Raw genomic sequence first — 24,069 nt, 5'->3', positions numbered from 1 at the left:
ATCGCTCATCTATTCCCCATATTTGGTAAGATCCTCCACCATGATACAGGATCCAACCCCACGCGATGACGGCGCTACCGCAGATTTCTTTGCCAGCACCTGAAGCGAGACCTTCAGGTTGTCCACATTCAGGATGACCCGATAGCGGTCAGCGCTCAGACTGGTTGCCTTTGCCACGGCAGTGCGCGGCACGGTCCAGTCCAAAAGATAGGAACTATCGCTACGTTTTTGCAAAACGGCAGAAATCGGCGTTCCTTCGTTTGAAGCCCAAATCCGTGCCGTTTCGCGATGCTCTGAAAACTGCATGGCCACCCTTGGAGGAATCCATGAGGCCTTGCTGAGTGCGTGGAACGAGCAGACAAAAGTTTCGGATGCAAATGCTTGGCTGCCAAATAGAGGTGCGAGCAATAGAAAAAATTTTATCAGTGACCCTGCCATCATACCCTCAGGAAAAACTCATATTGGGGCGTCATTTTTCGACATACACATGACGAACGAGGACGCTTGGGAGAACGAGAAAAAACATACGACACCTACTAAACACAAATATCACGACTTCTTTGCGCACCAAAGAAAAACATGAGACTTACGCCCGTTCCAGGCATCTGAAAAAAGCCTCATATCAGATACCAATTTGGGGTGCTCACGTCTCAAACCCCTACTGCGCCATATCGGCAGGCGCCCCGGCTGCCCCACAGCGCAAGACGATCGGCCGACGAAATATGTCCCGGCTCATCTATCATCCAACACAGGGGGTTGAGCGACGTGGGAGCCTGCAAAACCAGTGAACGCAGCAGAAAGTTTTCGCAAAAAAAGCGCCCCCAAAACCAATTGGGAGCACCCTAGATTTCAATTTGTAAAAACTCAACCTAAAACTGAACTGGTTTTCAGTAGACACCCACCTGCGATTTCGGGTGCGCTGCGGCCGACAAAAGCCCAAACATATAGGCGCCAACGGAGCGGAACCAAACCAGCCGAAAGCTGTCATCTTCCTCTAGCCAAAAGGCCGCAGCCACCTGCGCTGTCCTGCTGCGGCGAAAGTCACCTGCCGCAAAATTCTCGCAAGAAAAATCCACAGGGGCGATCTTGGCAAGCACCTCGCGCGCGCCGTGCCCTGAAACAGAGAAAAAGGCGCGCGCGTCCGAGACATTGGCCGCCAGCGCGTGCTCCCCTTTCAGGGCCTGAGCCAGCTCGGCAGTTTTGATCTGCGCGACCTCATAGGGCACCAGCAGCATCAGCTCGTCCGGCGACATCCAGGCGACAGCACCGTCTGCGACGCGCGAGATCCGGCCCCGGTCGGGAACATCAGCGCCCGTGGCTGCCTTCACGGCCGCCATCAGGGGCTTTGAGCCAAGATCGCCGCGCAGCGTGATCATCCCCTGCAGGCCTGCGTCTTTGACCGTGGCCATGCCCGCAAACTGGGCGCCATTGATGGCTGTCACAGGATTAGACATTCTGCTTTTCCCCTTCTTTGTCATAGACCACCGCATCGATGATCCTGGCGGTATAGACCTTGCCATCGGTGCCCGGAAACTCGAGCACCTCGCCCATGCGTTTGGGGCCATGTTTCACCAGTCCCATGGCAATGCCGCGCTCCAGCGTGGCGGAATAATAGGTCGAGGTCACCCGGCCAATCATGTTCTTTTGCCCATTGGCATTGATGCCATTTCCCAGCGCATAGGCGCCATCCGGCAGAACCGAGCCATCGGTGGTTTCCAGACCCACCAGCTGCCAGCGATCGGGATCCGCCATATGTGAGCGCAGATGCGCCCGCTTGCCCAGGTAGTCGTCTTTCTTTTTCGACAGTGCCCAGTTCAGCCCGAGATCCTGCGGAATGACGGTGCCGTCGGTCTCGTCGCCGATCATGATAAATCCCTTTTCGGCCCGCAAGATATGCAGCGTCTCTGTGCCATAGGGCATGACGCCAAACTCCTGGCCCGCGGCCATCAAAGCGTCCCAAAAAGCCTGACCTTCTGAGGCCGCAACGGCGATCTCGTAGGACAGCTCTCCGGAAAATGAGATCCGAAAGGCACGTGCGTCAAAGCCGCCGATCTGGCCCGCGCGCCAGTCCATGAACGGCAGCGCCTCTTTGCTGAGATCCATGCCACCACCCGCCTGCGTATTGAGCTTTTCCAGAACTTTGCGGGCATTGGGGCCCACACCCGCGATCTGGGCATATTGCTCGGTGACATTGGCCACGTAGACTTTCCAGTCCCACCACTCGCACTGCAGCCACTCTTCCATATGGCCATGAATGCGCTCGGCGCCGCCGGTGGTGGTGTGGCACAGCCAGGTGTCGTCATCAATGCGGGCGACAACGCCGTCATCCATCAAAAACCCGTTCTCAGAACACATCAGGCCATAACGGCATTTGCCGACCTTCAGCGTCGACATCATGTTGGTGTACATCATGTCCAGAAAGCGGCCCGCGTCGGGTCCCTTGACGATAATCTTGCCCAGAGTTGAGGCATCCAGCACCCCGAGATTTTCGCGGGTGTTTTTGACTTCGCGACTCACCGCCTCATGACGGCTTTCACCACTGCGCAGATAGGCAAAGGGACGGCGCCACTGGCCTACGGGTTCCCAATCGGCGCCATTGGCGTCGTTCCAGTCATAAATCGGCGTCTTTCGCACCGGCTGGAAGATCTCGCCCCGGGCCTCACCGCCAATCGCCCCCATCGAGATGGGATGATAGGGCGGGCGGAACGTGGTGGTGCCGACCTGCGGGATCTCAGCCCCGAGGCTGTCAGCAAGGATCGCCAGACCGTTGATATTGCTTAGCTTCCCCTGATCCGTCGCCATGCCAAGCGTGGTATATCGCTTGGTGTGCTCCACACTTTCAAACCCTTCGCGGGCAGCCTGTTGCACATCAGAGACCTTGACGTCGTTCTGATAATCGAGCCAGGTTTTCATCCGCAGCGTGATATCTGCCTTGGCAGGCATCAGCCAGACCGGCTGCATCGGACTTTCGTCCTCAGCAACGCCTGCAGACGCAGCCACGGTTTGGGGCGCAAAGCCTGCGGCCTCAGCGGCGCGAGTTCCTGCGGCGGCGGCATCCTGCAGCACAGCCCCCAGCCCCAGGGGACCATTGGCAGCGCCTGCCGCGATCACAAAACCTTCGCCGGTGTCGCCCAGTGGCGGGCGGGGCGCATCAGGCCGGAAAAAAGCGTGATCCTTGTCCCAGATGAGTTTGCCGCCACAATGAGACCACAGGTGCACAACCGGAGACCAGCCCCCCGACATGGCAACCGCGTCGGCCTCGATCTCTTCCTGCGCGCCGCCTTCGCCGTTTTGGGCGCAGATCGCAACCCGGGTGACACGCGGGCCATCCTTGACGCGGGCAATGGCGCGGCCCAGCTCGACCCGGATACCTTTTTCGCGCACCATCTCCATAAGGGGACCGCCACCCGTGTCGCGGGCATCGACCACGCGCACCACCTCGACGCCTGCGTCATGCAGCGCCAGTGCGGTGCGATAGGCATCGTCGTTATTGGTGGCAACCACGACCTTTTGGCCCGGGGTCACGCCCCAGTTCACCACATAGTCGCGCATCGCCGCAGCCAGCATCACGCCCGGCACATCATTGCCAGCAAAGGACAGTGGCCGTTCAATCGCGCCAGTGGCCGTGACGATCTGTTTGGCCCGGATCCGCCAGAGGCGATGGCGTGGACCACCCTGCCCCGGAGCATGATCTGTCAGTCGCTCATATCCTAGTGCATAGCCGTGATCATAAACGCCTGCCCCCATGCAGCGATCCCGCAGGGTGACATTGTCCATGCCGCGCAGCTCTGCCAGGGTGTTTTGCACCCAGGCCTCTGGCGTGTCGCCGTCAATAGTGCCGCCATCAACCGGCGCGCGGCCGCCCCAATGGGCGTTTTGCTCCAGCACCAGAACCTTGGCACCACTTGCGGCGGCTGCCTTTGCGGCCTGCAGACCGGCCACACCGCCGCCCACAACCAGCACATCGGCAAAGAAATAGAAATGCTCGTAAGTATCCGCGTCTTTCAGCTCTGCATCAGGTGCCGCACCAAGACCCGCAGATTTGCGAATGATCGGCTCGTAGACGTGTTTCCAGAAGGGGCGCGGATGAATGAACATCTTGTAGTAGAAGCCCGCAGTCAAAAACCGGGTGAGCTTGTTGTTGATGGCCAGCACGTCAAATTCAAGGCTGGGCCAGTGGTTTTGCGACGCCGCAGTCAGCCCCGAGAACAGCTCGGTGGTGGTGGCGCGCTGGTTCGGCTCGTACCGATCGCCCGTTCCCAGCTGCATCAGGGCATTGGGCTCTTCCGCGCCCGAGGCCACCACGCCGCGCGGGCGGTGATATTTGAACGAGCGCCCCATCATCATCTGGTCATTGGCCAGCAGCGCCGAGGCAAGGCTGTCGCCGGCAAAGCCGGTCATGCGCTTGACGTTAAAGGTGAAGTCGATCTGTTTGGAGCGGTCAATCAACCGGCCCTGTTTGGCGAGACGCGTGCTCATGTGGTCTGACCTTTCAACATAAAGCCATGTGTTTCAGCAGGGCGGATCATTCGGAGGCATCCGAAAATTCGCGCCAGCTCCAGCCGGGGCGCTTGGCGGTGATCTTGTCTTTGATCTCTTGCGGCGGCTCAGTTGTCTGGGCCGCATAGGTGCCAAAAACCTCAAGCGAAGTAGTGCAGCGGGCGGCATGGAACCACTTGCCGCAGCCATTGGCATGGCGCCAGCGCTCAAAATGCACGCCTTTTGGGTTTTCGCGCATGAACAGATAGTCGTGGAACTGATCGTCATCCGAGCCCGGGCCAAAGCGCGTCAGATGCGCCTCACCACCTGCGGAGAGTTCAGTTTCTTCGGCTTTGACACCGCAATAGGGGCATTCAAGGATCAGCATTGTTTCATCCAAATTTGACTGTGAAAAATACCCGATTGGAAGAAGAAGGATTTTTCCACAGCATTTACAGATGGACACAACCGGGCGTTCCGGCGTAGTGTAGGTGAGAACAAAAAGGGATCATTCGAAATGGGAGAATTAGATTGCGCAGCAACTACAGAAATCACCTGGAGCACGAACTTAACCACCTCAGTGACAAAGAACGCGCAGCTCAAAAAGTAGCTTCGCAAGACGAAAGCACCTGGAAAAGAGCGTTTTCTGTCGCCGAAAGCTTTATAGAAACGCCCAATAACGCCGCCGATCAAGCCGAGGCTACTACCAGGGAGAGCTTTCGAACTACCCACAAAAAAGTTTCTCATATCCGTTCCGAGCGCGGCGAAATTGAAGATGAACTCTTCAGATTTGGTGAGGACTTTGAAGGCAGGTCGTCTCATCAGTGAGCCACCCCTGCTGCAACGCTCTCGTCGATGAATTTGCCTTCTTTAAAGCGGTTCATGGTGAACTCTTCACTCAAAGGCGAATGACCTGTGGCCATCAGCTCGGCCAGGGGCCCAGCCGGATCCGGGGGATCGATTTGAACCCGCCGGTGCCCCAGCCACAATTCACAAAGCAGTTGCCTACCGGGGTTTTTGAGATCAGTGGCGAGCGATCACCGGTCACATCGACAATGCCGCCCCACTGGCGCAGCATCTTGAGACGGGACACCATCGGGAAGGTCTCGACCAGGGCGCGCACGGTTTCCTCGATGTGATGAAACGATCCCCGCTGGGTGTAGTTGTTATAGGCGTCGGTGCCGCCGCCGATGACCATCTCGCCCTTGTCGGACTGTGACATGTAGCCGTGCACCGTATTGGCCATCACCACCACATCCATGCAGGGTTTGATCGGCTCTGACACCAGCGCCTGCAGCGCCACAGACTCCATGGGCAACCGAAAGCCCGCCATCTCGGACAGCACCGAGGCATTGCCGGCCACGACCATACCGATCTTGTCGCACTCAATTGCGCCCTTTGAGGTATCGACCCCTGCGATGCGACCGCCTTCGACGCGCACACCGGTCACTTCGCATTGCTGGATGATATCCATGCCCATGTCGGAACAGGCGCGGGCATAGCCCCAGGCCACCGCATCGTGGCGCGCGGTGCCGCCGCGTTCCTGCCAGAGGGCTCCCAGAACCGGATAGCGCGGGCCGTGCAGATTGATGATGGGCACCAGCTCTTTGACGCGTGCAGGCTCGATCCACTCGGTCTGAACCCCCTGCAGCGCATTGGCATGGGCGGTGCGTTTATAGCCACGAATCTCGTGCTCGGTCTGGGCCAGCATCATGACGCCGCGCGGGCTGAACATCACATTATAGTTGAGATCCTGCGACATCGTCTCATAAAGGCTGCGGGCTTTCTCATAGATCGCCGCCGACGGGTCCTGCAGGTAGTTTGAGCGGATAATGGTGGTGTTGCGGCCGGTATTGCCGCCGCCCAGCCAGCCTTTTTCAATCACCGCCACATTGGTGATGCCAAAGTTCTTACCCAGATAGTAGGCGGTGGCCAAACCATGTCCGCCAGCCCCCACGATAACAACATCATAGTGACGTTTTGGCTCTGGTGAGCGCCAGGCGCGCTCCCATCCGGTGTGATAGCGCAGGGCTTCCCGCGCGACGGCAAAGGCTGAATAGCGTTTCATGGCGAATCCGATGGTTCGAGACTGAGCACAGGTATGCCCCAGAGGCTGGCAATCCCCACGCCGTTTATCGTCGCATTTTTGCATACATGCGACATGCCCTTCCTCTATACCAATTCGGACAGGAGCGCGCACCTGAGCAGTTAGGTCTTTTTTCCCGGTGCCTGCGCCTATAGATGGGAAAGACTGACTGCAAGACCCCTACGACGAGACCATCAGCGGAGTGACTATGGTATTTTGGATCCTGATTTCCTTTGTCGCTCTGGCGATGACTGCTCTTTTGGGGCTTGTGCTGCTGCAGGCCCATTCCCAGGGCGAGCCCCCTGCCGCCTATGATCTGCGAGTCTACCGCCAACAATTGAGCGATGTGGACAAGGATCTGGTGCGCGGCGTCATCAATCAATCGGATGCCCAGCGGATCCGCACCGAGGTGTCACGGCGCATTCTGGCCGCGGACGCGCAGTTGCAGCAGCAAAGCACCGGCAGCAGCCAGCCCAAGACCTTTAGCCGTGTAACGGTGGCATTGGCTTCGGTGTTTCTTATTGCAGGCACGCTTGCGCTCTATACGCGCCTTGGCGCCCCCGGTTATGGCGACATGGGATTGGCCAGTCGCATTGCCGACGCCAAAGACTATGCCCAGACGCGTCCCAGTCAGGCAGAGGCAGAGAGCAAACTGCCCGCCCTGCCCGCGCTCGACGTCGAGCCCGGCTATACCGATCTGGTAGAGCAGCTGCGCAAGACGGCGGGCGAGCGCCCGAACGACGCCCAGGGACAGGCTTTGTTGGCGCAACACGAGGCAAACCTTGGTAATTTTGTCGCAGCCTATAAGGCAAAGCAAAATTACATCGAGATCATGAGCGGCGATCTGGTGGCGCAGGACTACGGTGAGCTGGCAGAGCTGATGATCATGGCCGCCGGAGGCTATGTCTCTCCCGAGGCCGAAGACCTGCTGGATGGCACGCTGCAGCTGGATGGCGCAAACGGCCCCGCCCGCTATTACTATGGTCTGATGCAGGGCCAGCTCAACCGTCCTGATATCGCCTATCAGGTCTGGGCTGACACCCTGCGCATGGGCCCCAAAGGCGCGCCCTGGATCGCTGGCATCGAATCTCAGATTGAAGACATGGCTCTTCGGGCCGGTGTTGAATACAGCCCTATCGCGCCACCCGCGCCTGCGCCCGGCACTCCAGCACCTGGCCCGCCAGAACTGGCCGGTCCCAGCGCCGAGGATCTGTCGGCCGCCCAGGACATGAGCATGGAGGAGCGCCAGGAGATGACCCGGGGAATGGTGTCCCGCCTGTCTGAGCGTTTGGCCACCGAGGGAGGAAGTGCTGCTGAATGGGCACAACTCATTGGCGCCCTTGGCGTTTTGGGCGACAAAACCCGCGCCGAAGCCATCTACTCTGAGGCAAAAGACCGATTTGCCGGAGATGCCGCCGCGATGGGCCGGATCAAAGCCGCAGCCCAGCAGGCAGGTCTGACCCCATGATCTATGATACCTTTGAAGACTTCGCCGCGGCCATTCCTGCATTCACTTCTCTTGCGGGTTTGGATTTTGGCGACAAAACCGTCGGCGTCGCCATCTCGGACCGTATGGGCACGGTGGCGACGCCGCTGGAAACCATTCGGCGCAAAAAGTGCACGCAGGACGCAGAGCATCTGTTTGAGATCGTCAAGAAACGCGAAATCGGCGGGCTTGTGCTGGGTCTGCCGCGCAATATGGATGGCTCTGAAGGGCCGCGCTGTCAAAAGACCCGCGCCTTTGCCCGCAACCTGTCGCGGCTGAGCGAGTTGCCCATCGGGTTCTGGGACGAACGCCTCAGCACTGTCGCAGCGGAACGGGCGCTGCTAGAGGCGGATACCTCCCGCAAACGTCGCGCAGAGCTGATCGACCACGTGGCCGCATCGTATATTCTGCAGGGCGCACTGGACCGCATGAGGCATATAAAAAATGACTAAGAGCGATGGAAAAGAGGTCTGGCAACGCGACGAGGTTCAGTCGCCCTGCATCAACATCTGCGTCGTCCATCCCGAGGCGCGCATCTGCACCGGCTGTTATCGCTCAATCGAAGAGATCACCAAATGGTCCAAGCTTTCCAATGACGCACGCGCCGAGGTCATGGCGGCCCTTCCGGACCGGGCTGCCGGGTTGACCAAACGGCGCGGCGGCCGCGCGGCCCGCATCAAACGATAAGGCCACGGCGCGGCAACGGCAACGCGTCGCCAGGGCATGCCTGCGTCTTGCCACCTGCGGCCCTTAGGGCCGCTGTCTCACACCGCAACCGGCGGGTTTGCCACCAGATCCAAAGCCTGCTGCACCAGTTCTGGTCCGGAGCCCGGGCGATTTGCCTCTTCGGACAACCTGCGCCGCCAGGCACGCGCCCCGGGGCGACCGGCAAAAAGACCCAGCATATGGCGGGTGATCTGATGCAACCTGGCGCCGTCTGACAGCTGCTGTTCGATATAGGGCAACATCTCCAGCACCACCTCAAACGGGTCGCGAACTGCACCTGTGCCAAAGACCCGCAGATCAGCGGCGGCAAGGATATCTGTCGGCTGGTGATAGGCCGCACGCCCCACCATCACCCCATCAAGACCCCGGTCCAGATGTTCGACCGCTGCGTCCAGCGTGGCAATGCCGCCATTCAGCGAGATATGCATGTCTGAAAAGGCGGCTTTCATCTCGTGAACCAGCTCGTAGTCCAGCGGCGGGATGTCCCGGTTTTCTTTTGGTGACAACCCCTTGAGCCAGGCCTTGCGGGCATGGATCGTGACACGTTGACAACCAGCTGCGCGAATTTTTTCGAGAAACAGCGGTAAAATCTCACGCGGTTCCTGTTCATCGACGCCAATGCGGCATTTCACGGTGACCTCCACTTCCACCCTGGCCCGCATCTCGGCCACACATTCCGCAACCAAATCAGGGCTTTGCATCAGGATCGCGCCAAAGGCCCCCGATTGCACCCGATCACTTGGACAGCCACAGTTGATATTGATCTCGTCATAACCAGCCTGCGCCCCCAGCTGCGCCGCACGGCTCAGCTCCTCAGGGGCGGATCCGCCAAGTTGCAGGGCAACGGGATGCTCTTGCGGACTGAAATCCAACAAATGCAAAGCGCCTCCACGCACCAGCGCCGGAGAGGTCACCATCTCAGTATAAAGCAAGGCGTCATGGCTGAGCAAACGATGCAAATACCGACAATGGCGATCGGTCCATTCCATCATGGGGGCTACGGAGAGACGGGCAGACCGATAAGCCTTTGTATTAGTATAGTCTTTGCTCACCCTCATGCCCTCAACTTAGATTTTGCAGCTGCATATTTTGCATACCTTTTTGCCCGCCTGATGCTGCCTGAACACCACAAAGCAGGCCTTGGCGCATATGTCGCACAGATAAACACCGGACGAAATGACAAATGGGCCACCACGTGTCGCGATCCTTTAACACGCGCGCCTGCGGGAGCCTTGCTCAGACAAAACGATTGAAAACATTGCCGCGGGCCATGATCTGGCAATCATCAACAGCAAAGCTGGCTCTCTATTGCCCAGAACAGACCGCTATAGTGCAGACAAATTCAACGCGAACACTGGCTTGCCTGTTTGGGCTACTGGGTATGCGCTGCTGGGTTGGGGCTGCAGGGTTGGGGCTGCAGGGTTGGTATGCTTGGAAATCGCTGTGTTGCTGCGCTACAAGCAAGGCATGCAAAACCTTGATCCCAGACAAACCTCTTGCTTTTTGACCGCCGTTCAACGCGGAACCGTTCGGGCAGCCGCCGAACAGCTTGCATTGGAGCCCTCGACAATCAGCCGCAATATTGCCGCGCTTGAAAAGGTCCTGGCCACCACATTGATCGAACGCGGGCGCCTTGGGGTTCGCGCAACTGAGGCCGGTACCTTGTTGGTCGCGTTTTTGTCACAGCAGCAAGGGGCGCTGGATCTTTTGCAATCTGAATTCGACGCACTGGCAAATATGAAGCGTGGCAAGGTCTCTATCGCCGTTGGCGAGGGGTTTATCGGGGATTTTTTTGACAATGCTCTGGCAGCGTTTTCATCAACATATCCGGACATCACATTTGCACTGACCGTTGGGTCAACCGAAGATGTCCTGTATCAGGTGACCTCAGAGCAGGCGCATTTAGGCCTAGCCTATAATGTCCCAAATACGCCGCAGATCAGAGTGCACGCGACTTCAACGCAACCGCTTGTGGCTTTGGTCAAACGACAGGGCATTTATGACATAGCGCAGCCGCTCGCCCTGGATGAGCTGGCAGAGATGCGCTGTGCGATCCCGCCTCAAAGCTTTGGCATTGGCGCACTGCTCGCAACTGTTGAGGCACAGCAGGGCGTCAGGTTTCGGGCTGTGATTGAGACCGGATCAATCTCTGCGCTCAAGGCTTTTGTGCGCAACGATATGGGCTATACCATCTTGCCAAGGTTTGTGGTCGAGAGCGAATTGTCGGCAGGCACCCTGGTCGCGCGCGCTATCCCTACCGAGATATTCCCAGACGGTCAGTCCTCCCTTATCCGCAAGGAGGGTCGCAAGCTGCCGCAGGCTGCCCAGCTTCTGATCAAACATCTTAAATCGATGTCGGCGTTTTCATAGCGCAACAGGTCTGCCCCCCTATGGTGCGTGCCCCCCTGCCCCCAGTGTTGCGCTTGGCGCAACGAATTTATCTAATTGGCGCTATTTTCGCGCCACACGTCTACTGCATACTCCTGAGAAACTCGGACAAAGGGAGCGTGGCTATGCGGCTTGGGATCATCGGATGCGGCAATATGGGCGGTGGCATGGCCACCCCGCTTATCAAAAGTGGAATTGAGCTCACCTGCTTTGACCCCAGTCCAGACAACAGCGCCAAAATGGCAAGCCTCGGGGCGGTGATATCTCCGTCAGCAGCGGCCTTGGCCCGGGTCTGCGATGTTATCATCCTATCCCTGCCAAAGGCCGCGGTGGTTGCGGCGGTGATGCACGAGATTTTGCCTGATATTCAGAGCGGCACGATCATTCTGGACACCTCAACCTCTGAGCCAGAGACCTCACAAGCCCTCAGTGCCAAGGGGGAGCTGCACGGGTTTGCCTTTGTCGACGCACCTGTCAGCGGCGGACCCGCTGCCGCGCATGCAGGGACCATGACGATGCTGTTGGGGGGCGACGCCGCAGCGATTGCAACGCTCCGCCCCCTGCTGAATATACTGACGGCAAAAACGGTCACTGTCGGCGGCTCTGGTGCGGGCCATGCGGCCAAGATCGCCAATAACATGCTCTGTGCCGCAAACCTTGTGCTGGTCGGCGAGGCGCTTCGGCTGGGTCAGGCCGCAGGTGTACGCCCGCAAGATCTGCTCGAAGGGATCAACGCAGGCTCTGGCCGGAGCGGCGTGAGTGAGGTCAATTTTCCCAAATGGATCCTCAATGAGGCCTTTGATTCAGGCTTTACCATGGGGCTCATGCGGAAGGACGTAGGCCTGGCGCTGGATCTCGCCAAAGGGTCAGGCGTTGCGCTGCATGGCTTTTCGCAGATCGCTGATATTTGGCTGAACACCTCAGCTGAAATTGCCGACAGCGCTGATTTCAACGCAATTGTTAAACATACTCCAAAGGCAGTTTGAGATGACAAACCGGAAACAAACGCTGCTCAATGCAATGGGCGCACTTGGGCTGGGCACGCAGCCCCAAAGCCTGATCAACGGCACCTTAACGGAAGGAGCGGGTGCTGCGATCACATTGGTTGACCCCTTCACCGAAGAGGAGCTGCTGCGCTACCCCGATGCCGATGAGGCGCTGGCTGAACGTGCCTGCGCGGCCGCACAGACCGCACAGCGCGCCTGGGTCCATGACTTCTCTGCGGCAGCACGCGGGCAGGTCATGCAAGAAATCAGCCGTGCCGTTCTTGCACACCTAGAGCCGCTCGCCACGGTCGAGGCCATCGTTGCAGGTAAACCGATCCGTGATTGCCGCATAGAGGTCGCCAAGGTGGCCGAGATGTTCGCCTATTATGCCGGCTGGGCCGACAAACTGCATGGTGAGGTCATTCCGGTCCCCTCGGGGCATCTCAACTACACTTGGCGAGAGCCGCTTGGGGTGGTGTTTCAGATTCCCCCCTGAAAGGCGCCGATCTTCACCGCCGGCTGGCAGATCGCCCCCGCCATTGCCACCGGCAATGCTGTGGTCCTCAAACCCAGTGAGCTGACACCGATTACCTCGGTTGCTCTGGTCAAGCTCGCCGAAGGCGCCGGTCTGCCAGAGGGGCTGGTGAATGTTCTTTGTGGCCTGGGGCCAACATCTGGGCAAGCCGCCATCGCGCATCCTGCGGTGCGAAAGGTCGTGTTTGTCGGCTCACCTGAAACAGGCCGCCGGGTTGCGATGGCGGCTGCTGCAGCGCTGAAACCTGCGGTGCTGGAGCTGGGTGGCAAGTCGGCAAATATCGTCTTTGAGGATGCCAACCTTGCGCAGGCCTGCCTGGGGGCGCAGGCGGCGATTTTCTCAGGCGCGGGGCAAAGCTGTGTCGCGGGATCACGCCTGCTGGTTCATAAATCTATCCACGCAGAGCTGGTCGATATGCTGGCGCGCGGGATGAACAACATTAAACTGGGCGACCCCCTGGATGAGGCGACAGAAGTTGGGCCGATCAGCAACCCCCGTCAATTCGCCCATGTCACAGGCATGGTGACCCAGGCCAAAGAGGCAGGTGCCACGGTCCTCACGCGCGAAGCGGTCCCGACGCAGGGCTATTTTGTGGCGCCCACAATTTTGAACGGCTTGCCAACGCCGCGCACCCCGCACAATCAGAGATCTTTGGACCCGTCGTGACCGCAATACCCTTTGAGGATGAAGCCGAAGCCGTAGCCCTGGCCAATGCCACCGATTTTGGTCTGGCCGGGGCGGTTTGGACAGCAGAGGTCGGCCGCGCGCACCGCATGGCAGAGGCCGTTCGCGCAGGCACCTTCTGGATCAACAGCTACAAAGCAATCCATGTATCCTCGCCCTTTGGCGGCTCCCTCAGCTCTGGTTTTGGACGCTCCAGCGGCACGGATGCCCTGATGGAATACACCAGCGCCAAGAGCATCTGGCTTGACAGCGCGCCTAAACCACGCATCGCTTTCGGCTATGTATCTTAAAGGGAAAGCTGATGACGCTTGTTAAAGATGTGCAGGCCCTGCTGGAGGACGCGCCGCAGGTGGCACAGGTTCTGGGCCTGAATCTTGGGGGCCAGAACTTTGGGAGCCTGCAACCTTTTGACGGTTTTCCGCAACTGGCGGGGGCCTTGTTCAGTCAGCTGTGCCTCAGCGACGCCATCGGCGATATCGTACACAGGGTCTATGCCTCTGAGGCGCAGCTTGTCGAGATGACCCTCTATGATATCGCCGAGACCGCGCGCCGCAACTTTGAGCCGGGCGGAGAAGCGGCAACGCTGCTGTTTTCGCGCGGCGTTCAGGCCATTATGGCGCACCGTGTGGCGCATCAGCTATGGGTCGCCGGAGACACCTCTTTGTCGCTTGCGATAAAAGCGGCCAGCGGCCGCGCCTTTGCCACCGACATTCACCCCGCAGCACAGATGGGCGCGGGGCTTTGGCTTGATCACGGTCTTGGGTTTGTTGTGGGCGAAACATGCGTCATCGCCGAAGATGTCTCAATCTGGCACAACGTCACCCTTGGCAGCACGCTCAATGACAGTGGCCCGCACAGACACCCGCATATCGGCGCCGGTACTGTCATTGGCGCCGGTGCAATCCTGCTGGGCGGTATCACGATAGGGGCTGGCGCCAACATCGCTGCCGGCGCGATTGTTGTCGAAGACATACCAGATGGTAGGGTCGCTGCGGGTGCAAAGGCAACACTCCGCGGCCCGGCAGGCGTGAGCTTCACACCGATAAAAGGTACTCAGACATGAACGCGTCCTTTGGCATAGATCACCCCCTTTTGGCCACGCGTGACATCACAGCACTGCGCAGCCGGCTCATATCGCTGGGGTTCAACATGACAGAGATTGGCAAACATCCCTGGGGAACCAGCACCAGTCTTGCGATGTTTGATGGCTGCCTGCTGGAAATCATGGGCATCTACGATGAGACTTTGCTGGACGAGGTGCCCGCCGGGGACTTTCGGTTTGGACGCCATATCCATGCGCATTTGCAAGAGCGCGAGGGCGTCGCACTCTCGGCCCTACACAGCACCAATTCTGTAGCGGACGCAAACCGCGCCAAATCTGCAGGCTTCTGTGTGGCGGGGCATTTGGAGTTCGGGCGCGACGTGACCCTGCCTGATGGCACCGCGGGCGTTACCAAAACCACGCTTGCTCTGCTGCCGGACGCGCAGTTTCCCCGCTTGTCCTTCTTTTTGTGTCAGCAACACCGCCCCGAGCTGATCTACGTGCCAGACTGGTTAGAGCATCCCAATACCGTCAACGGTATTTGTGGCGTCAATATCGTGGCCAGAGAGCCCCACCACGCAGAGCTCAGATTGCGGTTTGACGGGTTGTATAACGGGTTTGAGGCGCTGGAGGGCGGCTTTCAGTACCAAACGGCCAATGGCACCTTGAGGGTTCTGACCGCGCCTGCATTTGAGCGCACGATTGGCCCGCTGGCGGAGGCCATAGCCGTTGAAGACACACCAAGCATCGCGGGAATGGACCTTACAACGGGTGATATGAATATCTTAAAGGGCTTTATCGACAGCTCTGACATGAGGTCTCGCAGCACCGAAACCGGGATTACGCTGCTAAATCCATCCCTGACGGCCAATACGCTCCTGCGATTTTTTAGCCGGTAAAAACACATGTCACAAGACTTGGGTCTGGCTGGAGCAGTCAAATTGGTGACTGCGACCTCGCCCGTCTCTCGCAGCTCTTTTCCCCCATGCACAAAAGATCACAGGGTCACAGGGGTCACAGGGTCATCGACGCCGGAGGACGTAAAGGATATGCACATTGCAGTGCCAAGCGTCTCCTACACCATACAGATTCGAGTGACGCAGATTCGATTGATTCGGATGGCTGTTGCATGATCTATACGCAGTGGCGAAACCTGGCCACGCGAAGTAAAACGTCATTTTTTAGCCGCAATTTCAAAGAATAAAGAGGAGTCTACTGTCCATTAATACGGCCAGTGGTAAGCTTTGGCGTTAGGCCGCCATGGTAAGAAACGACATGACGGACACTGGAACCTGGATGCGCATGCCAATTTTATCGCAAGAACTCACAAACTCCGTTGCCGCTCAGAATGAATTGGTCCGACAAGACCTTCCCTCCAGGGTTGCCTCGATAACGCTCGTCTCTCTCCTTTCGCTATACTACCTGCCTCTAGTGACGGTTGCAACCGTCTACTTTGCTTACGCTCTGGTTGAGGCTGTCGGCATCTATACGCATAGAAAACTAAAGCGCGGCGTGACGCTGGGCGGGATCCTCCTGCTCACCACCTCTGCATTTATCGGGATTTGGGTGTTCAATCTGATCCCCTTGCTGCTCTTTTTGCAGCCAGAGCCGTTTCCAAAGCTGATGGGAACGATGCTTTTGATTATCGCCCTCAATCACTGCGTGGTCGCGCGCTCTGCCTGGATGTTTTTTGGCATTCTCACTGCAGTGCCCATTATCTGCGTTGTGGGCTACATGGTTGTCAGTGTTCTTGCGCCAATTGCTAGCCCGGCAGAAAGCGTCATAGCGGTGATCGTTATCGTTCTTGGCGCAGGCTATGTGGCGCATAGCATGTGGGCTCTTAACATTCTCACGGACGAGTTGCGCGAAGCGCTGAGCGCCGCAGAATCAGACAGTCGCGCAAAGAGCCGCTTTCTTGCCGCCATGAGCCACGAAATACGCACGCCTCTTAACGCGATTTGCGGCATGTCGGAACTGATCGACGAGGAAGACACCGACACGGAAACGCTGCGCGAGCGGACCTTGTTGCTGCGCAAGTCGGCCCAGGCGCTTACGGGTATTTTGGACGATGTCCTCGACCACGCAAAGGCCGAGGCTGGTCATATCACGCTGAGCGCTGCCACGGCAGCACCCTCGCTGGAGATCTCCAGCGCCGTGGAGATGTTCAGGACCTCAGCCGACAAAAAGGGTCTGCAGCTCGACCTGACCATGGGTGAAGGCATCCCGACCTACGCAGAGTTTGACGCATTGCGGCTGCGTCAGGTGATTGGGAACCTTGTCTCAAATGCCATTAAATACACCGAGTCAGGGCAAGTCCTGGTCAAGGCACGCGGCACGCAGAATGGCGCTCTGTCTACCCTCACCATCGAGGTGACTGACACCGGGCGCGGTATGACCAAAAATCAGACGTCGCAATTGTTCACCGACTTCTACCGGGTCGAAGACAAGAACGCCCCAACCGTCCCGGGTACCGGCCTTGGGCTGTCGATCGCACGTCGTTTTGCGCGCATGATGGGGGGCAATATCACCGTCGTTTCGACCCCTGCGCAGGGGAGCTGTTTTACCTTCACCTGTCCGGTAAAAGTCCTCGAAGTCAGCGAAGATCCCACCCTTTCCGTAGCAACCCAGCCTCAGCTCCACGCAGGCGTTCCTTCGGGTCTGGGGGTTAAATCAATTCTGCTCGTTGATGATACCAAATCAAACCGAACGGTGGTGCGTGCTTTTCTCAAACACGGCAACTATGAGATCACAGAAGCCTGCAACGGAGCCGAAGCCCTGGCGTGCCTCGAGGAAAAGCCCGTAGACCTCGTGCTGCTGGACATGAAAATGCCCGTGATGGACGGCCAAGAAACCCTGGCGGAAATGGCGCGGCGCGGCGGTCGGATCGCGGCCACGCCCGTGATCATGCTCACAGCAAACGCAGCACCAGAGGATCGGGCGCGATATCTCGCGCTTGGCATTGCCGGCTACATCGCCAAGCCAGTCAAAAAGTCCGTGTTACTGTCCGAAATCCGCAAGGTTGCAACTGGTACGGCTCCCACTGGCACGACTTCCACTGGCACGACTTCCACTGGCAGCGCTGCTAAAGAGACCTAGGGCTGGACAGCCCCTCCCTTGGCTCTTCTTCTTTTCGGGCATCTACAAAATGCTTGCGCCCCAGCCGTAGCACTGGCCTCAGCCGTTATTGCTCAACCGCTTCTGCAAGCGGCACGCCGACTGCACCGCTGGGCATTTTAGCCCGCATTTTCGCCGCGATGGTTGCTGCGACATCAACCGTTTCCACCCGCCGATGGACAACACCGGAGCGCACCCCTGCTCCTGACAGGATGACCGGCACATGGCTGTCGTAGGTCCAGGGTGAACCATGCGCCGAGGCCACGTGCAAACCGTCAAAATCCGCGACGAACCAATGCGGCTCAAAGACTACATAAATGTCGCCCGACCGGTCAGGGTGAAAGTTGGCCATCACCGCCTTGCCGACAGCCGTGTCGGGGGCCGCACCTGCCCGCAATGCCGAGCTCCCGATAGCCAGCGCAATGCCAGGCAGCTTCTGCAACTCTTGTGCCACCGCAGCCTCAACCTCGGCCACATTCAGGCCAGCCGCGGCAATCGCGCCGTAATTAAGATAGAGATAGGGATTGGTGAAACTCTCAATCAGCTCATTACTCAGCCCGAATTCACGCCCGAGGCGCGCAAAGCCCGACGTAGTATCGACCTCCTGAAAGCTGAAGGTCTCCGCCTCTATTCCAAGCGTCGCCAGGTATCCCGGAGCCTCGGGGGCTCCATGATCGGCCGACAGCACCACCAGCGTGTTTTCAAGTCCGACGGTTTCATCAACAAAGCCAAGCAAATCCGCCAGGGCGGCATCTAGCCGTTTCAGGTTATCCTCCGACTCAAAGCTGGAGGGGCAAAGAGATGTCCCACATAGTCGGTAGAGGACAGGCTGACCGACAGGAAATCCGGCACCTCATCCTGACCGATGCCTTCCGCGTCAATCAGCGCCTTGGCAAAATCAACCGTAATTTCATCGCCTGCCGGGCTGAGCGTCAAAAGCGTGGTGTAATATTTGGCATCGACCGGACCGTAACTATGCGGAAAGGTCTGACCCCATCCAGGAAAATCGGTTTCCCACGCCTGATCATCGCGATCGGCAAAAGAATACGTCTCTGGCGGCAGCATGAGAGTCCAGTCGGTATTGGCATAGCTTTCCACCACGCCTTTCTGAGCCCATGCGCGCATCCATGCCGGATAGTCCTCGCGGTAAAACGTGCTGGTCACAAAACGGCCTTCAGCCTTGGAAAACCAATAGGCCTGACCGGAATGACCCGCGAAGGAAATCGCGCCGCGGTCTTTGACGGAGACACCAAACACTTTCACCTCTGGCCCGTAATGCAATTTGATCTCATCGCCAATCGTCGAGGTCAGGATGTTACGCGGCGACCGGCCGTCCGTGGTGGCAGCCCGCTGCGTCGGGTCGATCTCGGTGCTCTCGTCGATACCGGCGGCACCAACAAGCGGATTATCCGGGTCCTTCACATTGTAAAACGTCGTCCCGCTATCGCGGTCGAACCACAGATTTGCCACCATGCCGTGGATGCCCGGATCCGTTCCGGTCGACAGCGTCGTATGCCCGACGATGGTTTCATTATTGGCGTGACGATGATGTGCGTTGGCATAGTGCAGCCCATTGTTCAGAAGGGCGTTGAACCCACCTTCCCCAAACCCGGCGCCAAAGCGATGCATCAGATCGCCAAGCAACTGATCAACCGTAATTTGCAGCACCAGTTTGGGCGGAGAGGCCGCCTGCTGTGCGAGTAACGGTCCAGCTGAAAAAATTGTGACGCCAGCGGCGGCAAGGATGCGGAGCATGATCTTTCCCCAAGTTAAAATACAGATCTTTGGCTAAGTTTTGGCCAAGTTTCGGCTGGAATGTAAAACCGGTATACCAGCCCGGAAAAGACCCGCCAGCATAGCGCCAGCGGGTCTTTTCACAGCTTACTTAGTTCGAGCTTGGGTTGCTCTGCAGCGTTTCAAGCACGGCATTCAGGTTGAAACTGCCCGCTTCCTGACGCGGTGGAAACTCCCGGTAGGTCGCCAGATGCTGGGCGACATAGTTCACCGCTGGCAGGATCAGGAACGCCCGGTCAAAGCGCCACATATCGTAGTAAGAGGATTCAAAATCGGCCCGCTGGAACGGATCCCCGATCAAATCGAACAGCTTGGGCAGACGCAGGGTCACCATCGGCTCTTCCCATACACCAAAGCCCGTGACACGCTGTTCCATGAACACCATCTGCCAGCGACCATAGCGCAGGTTGGCAAGCTCACCGTCATCGGTCCAGTAAAAGAACTCCTTGCGCGGGCCTTCATCAACGTCGCCCTTAAAATAGGGCATCAGGTTGTAGCCGTCGATGTGCACCTTGTAGTCACGACCAATGGCCGAATGACCTGCCATCAGCTTTTCCGACACGTCTGGCTCGCCTGCGGCGGCCAGCAGGGTCGGCAGCATGTCTTCATGACTGAAGACGTCGTTATAGACCGTGCCCGGCTCAATCACGCCCGGCCATTTGATCATGGTCGGGACGCGGTAGCCACCTTCCCAGTTAGAGTTCTTCTCGTTGCGGAACGGTGTTGTGCCACCATCCGGCCAGGTAAAGGTCTCGGCCCCATTGTCGGACGAATACATAATGATCGTGTTGTCCGCCATGCCAAGCTCATCCAGCTTGTCGAGCAACTGCCCCACGTGCTTGTCATGCTCGACCATACCGTCGGCATAGATGCCAAGGCCGGTTACCCTTCGGATTCAGGTTTGAGGCGGGTGTGGACGTGCATCCGCGTGGTGTTGAACCACAAGAAAAAGGGGCGGTCGTCCTGCGCTGCGCGATCAAGGAAATCGATGGCACCAGTGAGGATTTCCTCGTCCACGGTCTCCATGCGCTTTTTCGTCAGCGGTCCGGTGTCTTCCAGCTCACCATCCGATGTCGACCGGATCACACCGCGCGGACCAAACTGCTCACGAAATTCAGCCGACTGTGGGTAGTCAGGGTTTTCGGGCTCTTCTTCAGCGTTCAGGTGGTACAGATTGCCAAAGAATTCGTCAAAACCGTGGTTGGTGGGCAGGTGTACATCCTGATCACCAAGGTGGTTCTTGCCATACTGACCCGTCATGTAGTCATGGTTTTTCAACAAACCAGCGATCGTCGGGTCAAGCTCTGAAAGACCCTCATCGGCGCCCGGCAAACCCACTTTCAGCAAACCCGTGCGAAACGGGCTTTGCCCGGTGATAAACGCGGCGCGCCCGGCGGTGCAGCTTTGCTGGCCATACCAGTCGGTAAACAGCGCACCTTCGTTGGCAATACGGTCGATGTTCGGCGTGCGGTACCCCATCATGCCACGGCTATATGCGCTGGTGTTCATCCAGCCCACATCATCCCCCCATATCACAAGAATATTGGGTTTCTCCGCATCCTGAGCAAAGGCTGGGCCAGCCATTGCAAGAGCTGCGAGAAAAAGGAATTTAAGTTTCATAGGTGATCCTCCTAATTTTTCCGAGCACACATGGGCGGCGCACAGGCAGAGCACGGGTAGAAAACAAACAGCGCATCCCTTTTAATTCGGAAATTCAGTATACTTACGTTACCCAATACTGCGATGTTCATTTATTGCCACTATGCGTCACAGAGTCTACCGAAAGATCTGACTTCGGAACGCCTTACGCCGAAATCCGCTTGGCAGATCACCTGGACAGATCACGCGGAAATTTTGGTCCCCGGAACCATCCTCCCGTCTGCTTTGGCAGCATTCCACCCTTATCTCGCCCCGCCTATGGTGCCCTGTATGATCCGTCTCATGTAAATGATGTTAGCACAGGACAGACGACAGTTACGCGACAAATTCTCGTTACCAAAGGTCAGATCAGCTGAGCTGAGCTCAGTTCAGATCGGCGCGCATCAAGTTCAGTTCAATACTTTCGGGATTGCGCGCGATCGCACGGTCCGCTGTTTGCCTTGCCGCCCCAGCGTCGCCCATTGCGGCATGGATGCGGATCATCATCACCCAGGCCTGCTCCAGTTGTGGGTCAAGCGTGACCGCCTCACCAAAGGCCTGCAACGCCGCCCCCATCCTGCGCGTGGTCAGGCCAACCCCCGCCATCACGATCTGGGTTTCCGGAAAATCGGCCTTGGCCAGCAATGACCCCTGCCAGTCCTGCATCGCCCTGTTGAGGTTGCGCGTGATGCGGTCGGGCATCCGCGCGATGCGAAGGCTCAGAAACTCACGCGCGGCAGCAATGCGAACCGTCTTTACGGGATCATCAAGCAGCGGCGCGAGCCGTGCCGGGCGTTCGGTGTCAGGTGCGCCCCGTTGCAAACCTGCGGCCGCCGCGCGCACCAATGGGTCGGGGTCCTGCAACATCGGCGCAAGCCGTGTGGCCAGCTCAGGCGTGGCGGTACGTGTCAGCATCTCAAGCGCCGTGGCGCGGACAATCCCCGGCAGCGCTGTGTATTCGGCCAGATCAGCCAGCTGACCAACAGTGTTGCCAGGGTCCCGGCGGCCCGCCGCGATGACCTGGCCATAATGCGGCCCGCGGTTTTCGCTCTCGGGATACCAGCCTTGGATCGCACCCGCAGCCCAGGCAGCCGTCTGGTCAGCGTGGCAGTCAGTACAGGCATTCGGGCTGCCTGTTTCCAAACTCAAATCAGGGCGCGGGATACGAAACGAGTGATCGCGGCGGCCGTCGACCCCCATGTAGTCGCGCTCGATCATGTGACAGCTCTTGCACTGAGCGCCCTCACTGCCCTCTGCGTGAAAATGGTGCGACGCCTCGTCATAGGGTTTCTGTAACAGCGTGGGAAATGCGGGGTTGCCGGCCTCTGAATGGCACTGTGTGCACAGAGTGTTGCCTTCAGCGCGCAACTCGGCAGAGTGCGGCTCATGGCAGTTGTTGCAGCTGACACCTTTGGCATACATTTTGGACTGCAAGAACGAGCCGTAAACATAGACCTCATCAAGAATTTGTCCGTCGGCGTGATAGCTTCCCTGCCGCAGCGTGCTCAGGCGGTAGGCCTCATGAAACGGTGTGCCTGGCAGCGGATTGCCGTCCTCAAAAGGCTCGCGGCGGGCGTGGCAGCTGGCCATTGCTGAATATAGGTTTCGCCGCCTGCGCCAATATCAATTGTCAGCCCCGTTTCAGTCAGGCCGGTGTTAGTCAGACCAGTTCCTGTCTGACCAGCGCCTGTCGATCCGGTCCATGGCGATTGCGTCACCTCCAGCTTTTCAGCCCAAGAAAGATGCGCTTCGCCGGGGCCGTGGCAGGCCTCACAGCCGACGCCGATCTCTGACTGCGTGCTGGCATAGCTGCGATCAACAGGCGAATAGTTCTTGTCGAAATCCGTGGCGTGGCATTCGGCGCAGCGGGCGTTCCAGTTTTTATAGGGCCCGGTCCAGTGCAACCCATCGCCTGCATAGAGCTCCTGATCCGGATACAGGTGATACCAACGCGCCTCTTGCGTGTCCCAAACCACATCAAACGATTGCAGCTTGCCCTCTTCTGTTTCCAGCAGGTATTGCTGCAGGGGTTCGATCCCGACCACGCTGTGTACCGGATAGCGCGTCAGGCGACCAGTGGGCCCATCGGTTTCGATCATATAGGTCTCGCCGTCACGAAAGAACCGCGAGGTGATACCGTTGTGCGTGAACGTCGCATCATTAAAGTCGCCCAGCACATTTTCCGGTTTGCTCTCGGTCCAGGCTTTGGCGTGGTGCGATGTTTGCCAGGCTTCCATGGCCTCGACATGGCACTCGGCGCAGGCCTGGGTGCCAACATAGGCGGGCGTGGCGCCATCCTCCGAGCGCTAAGCGCGCCGCCGCTGATCAGCAGTGAAGCCACGGCGGCAAGAACGGGCCTGACAAAAACGGGCCTGAAACGGGAGGTCATGGCGTCATCGCACAATTTACTTTCGCACTTGGGCAAACGGGTCGATAGTCGGCAAACGGTTCAACCGAGCTAAAAGACCAGGCCTTTCGTGACAACCGCAAACTCCACAGGCTGCGCTTGAGTGACGAAATTGCCATGATGCCAGTCCCATAGGTCACAAAAAGGGATTCAAAGGCGCAAGCCCATCGGCCTGTGCGCGCGGCTTCTTATAGAACACAGCTGGCCTGTCCTGGCTCAATCGCTGGCAAACCTTCTGCCATTGGCGCGGGCTCTGCGGCCCAGCCTGCGCGTCGCTATAGCGTGCGCGCGTCAAGGCCTCGACCGCTTCCAGCAGCTCTGTTGAGGGCGGATATCCACGGGAATTTCGCGCTGCAAGGGCGTTTATGAAACCCGTAAGATCGCGCGCCTGGGCGGATTTCACAGCAGCACGATGCGCTGCATGCGCCGAGACATCATAGGCCAGCCGCATGCGACGCAGCCTTGGGTGGACAACAGGCCAGAGCCAGCGCTTTCCCAACCACAAAAGCCCCGCGGCAAGCGCCAGCAACACCGCCACACGCGCCGCGGCCTTTCGGTCCATAGGTGTTCTGAGCTGTGGCGGCATGGCGACGGACACCACGCGCCCCTCCAGGGTGATCACCTCCACTTCTTCCGTGTCGAGGTTATACCAACGCAGCGCGATCTGAGGAAAATCGGCTCTACCGCCGCTCTGCGCGATATAG

Annotated in this window: 19 protein-coding genes and 4 pseudogenes; 11 read left to right on the top strand and 12 right to left on the bottom strand. The window is 58.4% G+C overall.

The window, feature by feature from the left end:
* Positions 1 to 9 precede the first annotated feature (9 nt).
* Positions 10 to 306, bottom strand: coding sequence for a hypothetical protein (locus B4968_RS05120; protein WP_083097172.1), 297 nt, complete (start codon positions 304 to 306; stop codon positions 10 to 12).
* Between B4968_RS05120 and B4968_RS05115 the strand changes: the two genes are divergently transcribed.
* The gene (locus B4968_RS05115) at positions 305 to 583 is read left to right on the top strand and encodes a hypothetical protein (RefSeq protein WP_083097169.1); all 279 of its coding nucleotides are present in this window, start codon (positions 305 to 307) and stop codon (positions 581 to 583) included. The genes B4968_RS05120 and B4968_RS05115 overlap by 2 nt on opposite strands.
* A gap of 304 nt (positions 584 to 887) precedes the next feature.
* Here the strand turns inward: B4968_RS05115 and B4968_RS05110 are convergent, their stop codons facing one another.
* The 3 genes from B4968_RS05110 to B4968_RS05100 are packed head-to-tail and all read right to left on the bottom strand — an operon-like array spanning position 888 to position 4,867.
* Positions 888 to 1,454, bottom strand: a complete 567-nt coding sequence (locus B4968_RS05110; RefSeq protein ID WP_083097167.1) for a sarcosine oxidase subunit gamma — start codon at positions 1,452 to 1,454, stop codon at positions 888 to 890.
* Positions 1,447 to 4,479 carry a sarcosine oxidase subunit alpha family protein gene (locus tag B4968_RS05105; protein ID WP_083097165.1) on the bottom strand — a complete coding sequence of 1,011 codons (3,033 nt, stop codon included), beginning with the start codon at positions 4,477 to 4,479 and terminating at the stop codon, positions 1,447 to 1,449. Before B4968_RS05105 ends, B4968_RS05110 begins: the two co-directional genes overlap by 8 nt.
* Positions 4,480 to 4,525: 46 nt before the next feature.
* A complete protein-coding gene (locus B4968_RS05100) occupies positions 4,526 to 4,867 on the bottom strand; it encodes a sarcosine oxidase subunit delta (protein ID WP_083097163.1) in 342 nt (113 codons plus the stop codon).
* 143 nt (positions 4,868 to 5,010) lie between these two features.
* On the opposite strand from B4968_RS05100, the gene B4968_RS22955 reads away from it, so the two are divergent.
* Positions 5,011 to 5,307 carry a hypothetical protein gene (locus B4968_RS22955; RefSeq protein ID WP_139792574.1) on the top strand — a complete coding sequence of 99 codons (297 nt, stop codon included), beginning with the start codon at positions 5,011 to 5,013 and terminating at the stop codon, positions 5,305 to 5,307.
* Here B4968_RS22955 and B4968_RS05090 read toward each other — a convergent pair.
* Positions 5,301 to 6,547 (bottom strand): annotated as a pseudogene (locus B4968_RS05090) (sarcosine oxidase subunit beta family protein). The gene B4968_RS22955 and the pseudogene B4968_RS05090 sit on opposite strands and share 7 nt — an antisense overlap.
* A 226-nt stretch (positions 6,548 to 6,773) precedes the next feature.
* On the opposite strand from B4968_RS05090, the gene ccmI reads away from it, so the two are divergent.
* Genes ccmI through B4968_RS05075 form a run of 3 tightly spaced genes read left to right on the top strand, consistent with a single transcriptional unit; the run spans position 6,774 to position 8,738 of the window.
* Entirely contained in the window at positions 6,774 to 8,033 is a 1,260-nt protein-coding gene (gene ccmI, locus B4968_RS05085) for a c-type cytochrome biogenesis protein CcmI (RefSeq protein WP_083097157.1), read from the top strand.
* Positions 8,030 to 8,503 (top strand): Holliday junction resolvase RuvX, encoded by a 474-nt coding sequence (gene ruvX / locus B4968_RS05080; RefSeq protein WP_083097154.1) that lies wholly within the window; start codon positions 8,030 to 8,032, stop codon positions 8,501 to 8,503. The genes ccmI and ruvX overlap by 4 nt, the downstream gene beginning before the upstream one ends.
* A complete protein-coding gene (locus B4968_RS05075; protein WP_083097152.1) occupies positions 8,496 to 8,738 on the top strand; it encodes a DUF1289 domain-containing protein in 243 nt (80 codons plus the stop codon). Before ruvX ends, B4968_RS05075 begins: the two co-directional genes overlap by 8 nt.
* Before the next feature lie 77 nt (positions 8,739 to 8,815).
* On the opposite strand, the gene dusA is transcribed toward B4968_RS05075, so the two are convergent.
* Positions 8,816 to 9,835, bottom strand: a complete 1,020-nt coding sequence (dusA, locus tag B4968_RS05070; RefSeq protein WP_083097150.1) for a tRNA dihydrouridine(20/20a) synthase DusA — start codon at positions 9,833 to 9,835, stop codon at positions 8,816 to 8,818.
* Between the two features lie 388 nt (positions 9,836 to 10,223).
* Between dusA and B4968_RS05065 the strand changes: the two genes are divergently transcribed.
* The 6 genes and pseudogenes from B4968_RS05065 (at position 10,224) to B4968_RS05040 (ending at position 17,508) form a co-directional block, all read left to right on the top strand.
* On the top strand, positions 10,224 to 11,147 hold the full coding sequence (locus B4968_RS05065) for a LysR family transcriptional regulator (protein ID WP_139792573.1): 924 nt from the start codon (positions 10,224 to 10,226) through the stop codon (positions 11,145 to 11,147).
* 143 nt (positions 11,148 to 11,290) lie between these two features.
* Complete coding sequence (locus B4968_RS05060) at positions 11,291 to 12,151, top strand: NAD(P)-dependent oxidoreductase (RefSeq protein WP_083097146.1); 861 nt, start codon at positions 11,291 to 11,293, stop codon at positions 12,149 to 12,151.
* Position 12,152: 1 nt separating this feature from the next.
* A pseudogene (locus tag B4968_RS05055) lies at positions 12,153 to 13,660 on the top strand (aldehyde dehydrogenase family protein).
* An 11-nt stretch (positions 13,661 to 13,671) separates the two neighbouring features.
* Entirely contained in the window at positions 13,672 to 14,433 is a 762-nt protein-coding gene (locus B4968_RS05050) for a serine O-acetyltransferase (RefSeq protein WP_083097144.1), read from the top strand.
* Complete coding sequence (locus B4968_RS05045) at positions 14,430 to 15,311, top strand: VOC family protein (RefSeq protein ID WP_083097142.1); 882 nt, start codon at positions 14,430 to 14,432, stop codon at positions 15,309 to 15,311. Before B4968_RS05050 ends, B4968_RS05045 begins: the two co-directional genes overlap by 4 nt.
* Before the next feature lie 532 nt (positions 15,312 to 15,843).
* Positions 15,844 to 17,508: an ATP-binding protein gene (locus B4968_RS05040; RefSeq protein ID WP_241525580.1), complete on the top strand. Its 1,665-nt coding sequence runs from the start codon at positions 15,844 to 15,846 to the stop codon at positions 17,506 to 17,508.
* 85 nt (positions 17,509 to 17,593) lie between these two features.
* Here B4968_RS05040 and B4968_RS05035 read toward each other — a convergent pair.
* The 6 genes and pseudogenes from B4968_RS05035 to B4968_RS23430 form a co-directional block, all read right to left on the bottom strand.
* Positions 17,594 to 19,155 (bottom strand): annotated as a pseudogene (locus B4968_RS05035) (alkaline phosphatase family protein).
* Between the two features lie 256 nt (positions 19,156 to 19,411).
* On the bottom strand, positions 19,412 to 20,176 hold the full coding sequence (locus tag B4968_RS25580; protein ID WP_338153210.1) for a sulfatase-like hydrolase/transferase: 765 nt from the start codon (positions 20,174 to 20,176) through the stop codon (positions 19,412 to 19,414).
* A gap of 26 nt (positions 20,177 to 20,202) precedes the next feature.
* Complete coding sequence (locus B4968_RS25575; RefSeq protein ID WP_338153209.1) at positions 20,203 to 20,940, bottom strand: sulfatase-like hydrolase/transferase; 738 nt, start codon at positions 20,938 to 20,940, stop codon at positions 20,203 to 20,205.
* Positions 20,941 to 21,342: 402 nt separating this feature from the next.
* Positions 21,343 to 22,548, bottom strand: a complete 1,206-nt coding sequence (locus tag B4968_RS05025; RefSeq protein ID WP_241525579.1) for a cytochrome c3 family protein — start codon at positions 22,546 to 22,548, stop codon at positions 21,343 to 21,345.
* The gene (locus B4968_RS24080; protein WP_241525578.1) at positions 22,464 to 23,195 is read right to left on the bottom strand and encodes a cytochrome c family protein; all 732 of its coding nucleotides are present in this window, start codon (positions 23,193 to 23,195) and stop codon (positions 22,464 to 22,466) included. The genes B4968_RS05025 and B4968_RS24080 overlap by 85 nt, the downstream gene beginning before the upstream one ends.
* Positions 23,196 to 23,501: 306 nt before the next feature.
* Positions 23,502 to 24,069, bottom strand: a pseudogene (locus B4968_RS23430) (hypothetical protein); the annotation flags it as partial.

Origin of the sequence: Pseudophaeobacter leonis (assembly GCF_002087335.1) — a bacterium.
Taxonomy (GTDB): Bacteria; Pseudomonadota; Alphaproteobacteria; order Rhodobacterales; family Rhodobacteraceae; genus Pseudophaeobacter; species Pseudophaeobacter leonis.
Note: the sequence above shows the minus strand (reverse complement) of the source record. Positions and strands in the feature narration are given on the sequence as shown.

What these genes read in the sequence shown, in the direction of transcription:
- B4968_RS25575 (WP_338153209.1), bottom strand. Translation starts at nt 20,940, where the DNA reads ATGAAACTTAAATTCCTTTTTCTCGCAGCTCTTGCAATGGCTGGCCCA.
- B4968_RS05045 (WP_083097142.1), top strand. Translation starts at nt 14,430, where the DNA reads ATGAACGCGTCCTTTGGCATAGATCACCCCCTTTTGGCCACGCGTGAC.
- B4968_RS05110 (WP_083097167.1), bottom strand. Translation starts at nt 1,454, where the DNA reads ATGTCTAATCCTGTGACAGCCATCAATGGCGCCCAGTTTGCGGGCATG.
- B4968_RS24080 (WP_241525578.1), bottom strand. Translation starts at nt 23,195, where the DNA reads ATGGAAGCCTGGCAAACATCGCACCACGCCAAAGCCTGGACCGAGAGC.
- ruvX (WP_083097154.1), top strand. Translation starts at nt 8,030, where the DNA reads ATGATCTATGATACCTTTGAAGACTTCGCCGCGGCCATTCCTGCATTC.
- B4968_RS05115 (WP_083097169.1), top strand. Translation starts at nt 305, where the DNA reads ATGGCCACCCTTGGAGGAATCCATGAGGCCTTGCTGAGTGCGTGGAAC.
- B4968_RS25580 (WP_338153210.1), bottom strand. Translation starts at nt 20,176, where the DNA reads ATGGTCGAGCATGACAAGCACGTGGGGCAGTTGCTCGACAAGCTGGAT.
- dusA (WP_083097150.1), bottom strand. Translation starts at nt 9,835, where the DNA reads ATGAGGGTGAGCAAAGACTATACTAATACAAAGGCTTATCGGTCTGCC.
- B4968_RS05060 (WP_083097146.1), top strand. Translation starts at nt 11,291, where the DNA reads ATGCGGCTTGGGATCATCGGATGCGGCAATATGGGCGGTGGCATGGCC.
- B4968_RS05100 (WP_083097163.1), bottom strand. Translation starts at nt 4,867, where the DNA reads ATGCTGATCCTTGAATGCCCCTATTGCGGTGTCAAAGCCGAAGAAACT.
- B4968_RS05105 (WP_083097165.1), bottom strand. Translation starts at nt 4,479, where the DNA reads ATGAGCACGCGTCTCGCCAAACAGGGCCGGTTGATTGACCGCTCCAAA.
- ccmI (WP_083097157.1), top strand. Translation starts at nt 6,774, where the DNA reads ATGGTATTTTGGATCCTGATTTCCTTTGTCGCTCTGGCGATGACTGCT.
- B4968_RS05120 (WP_083097172.1), bottom strand. Translation starts at nt 306, where the DNA reads ATGCAGTTTTCAGAGCATCGCGAAACGGCACGGATTTGGGCTTCAAAC.
- B4968_RS05050 (WP_083097144.1), top strand. Translation starts at nt 13,672, where the DNA reads ATGACGCTTGTTAAAGATGTGCAGGCCCTGCTGGAGGACGCGCCGCAG.
- B4968_RS05075 (WP_083097152.1), top strand. Translation starts at nt 8,496, where the DNA reads ATGACTAAGAGCGATGGAAAAGAGGTCTGGCAACGCGACGAGGTTCAG.
- B4968_RS05025 (WP_241525579.1), bottom strand. Translation starts at nt 22,548, where the DNA reads ATGGCCAGCTGCCACGCCCGCCGCGAGCCTTTTGAGGACGGCAATCCG.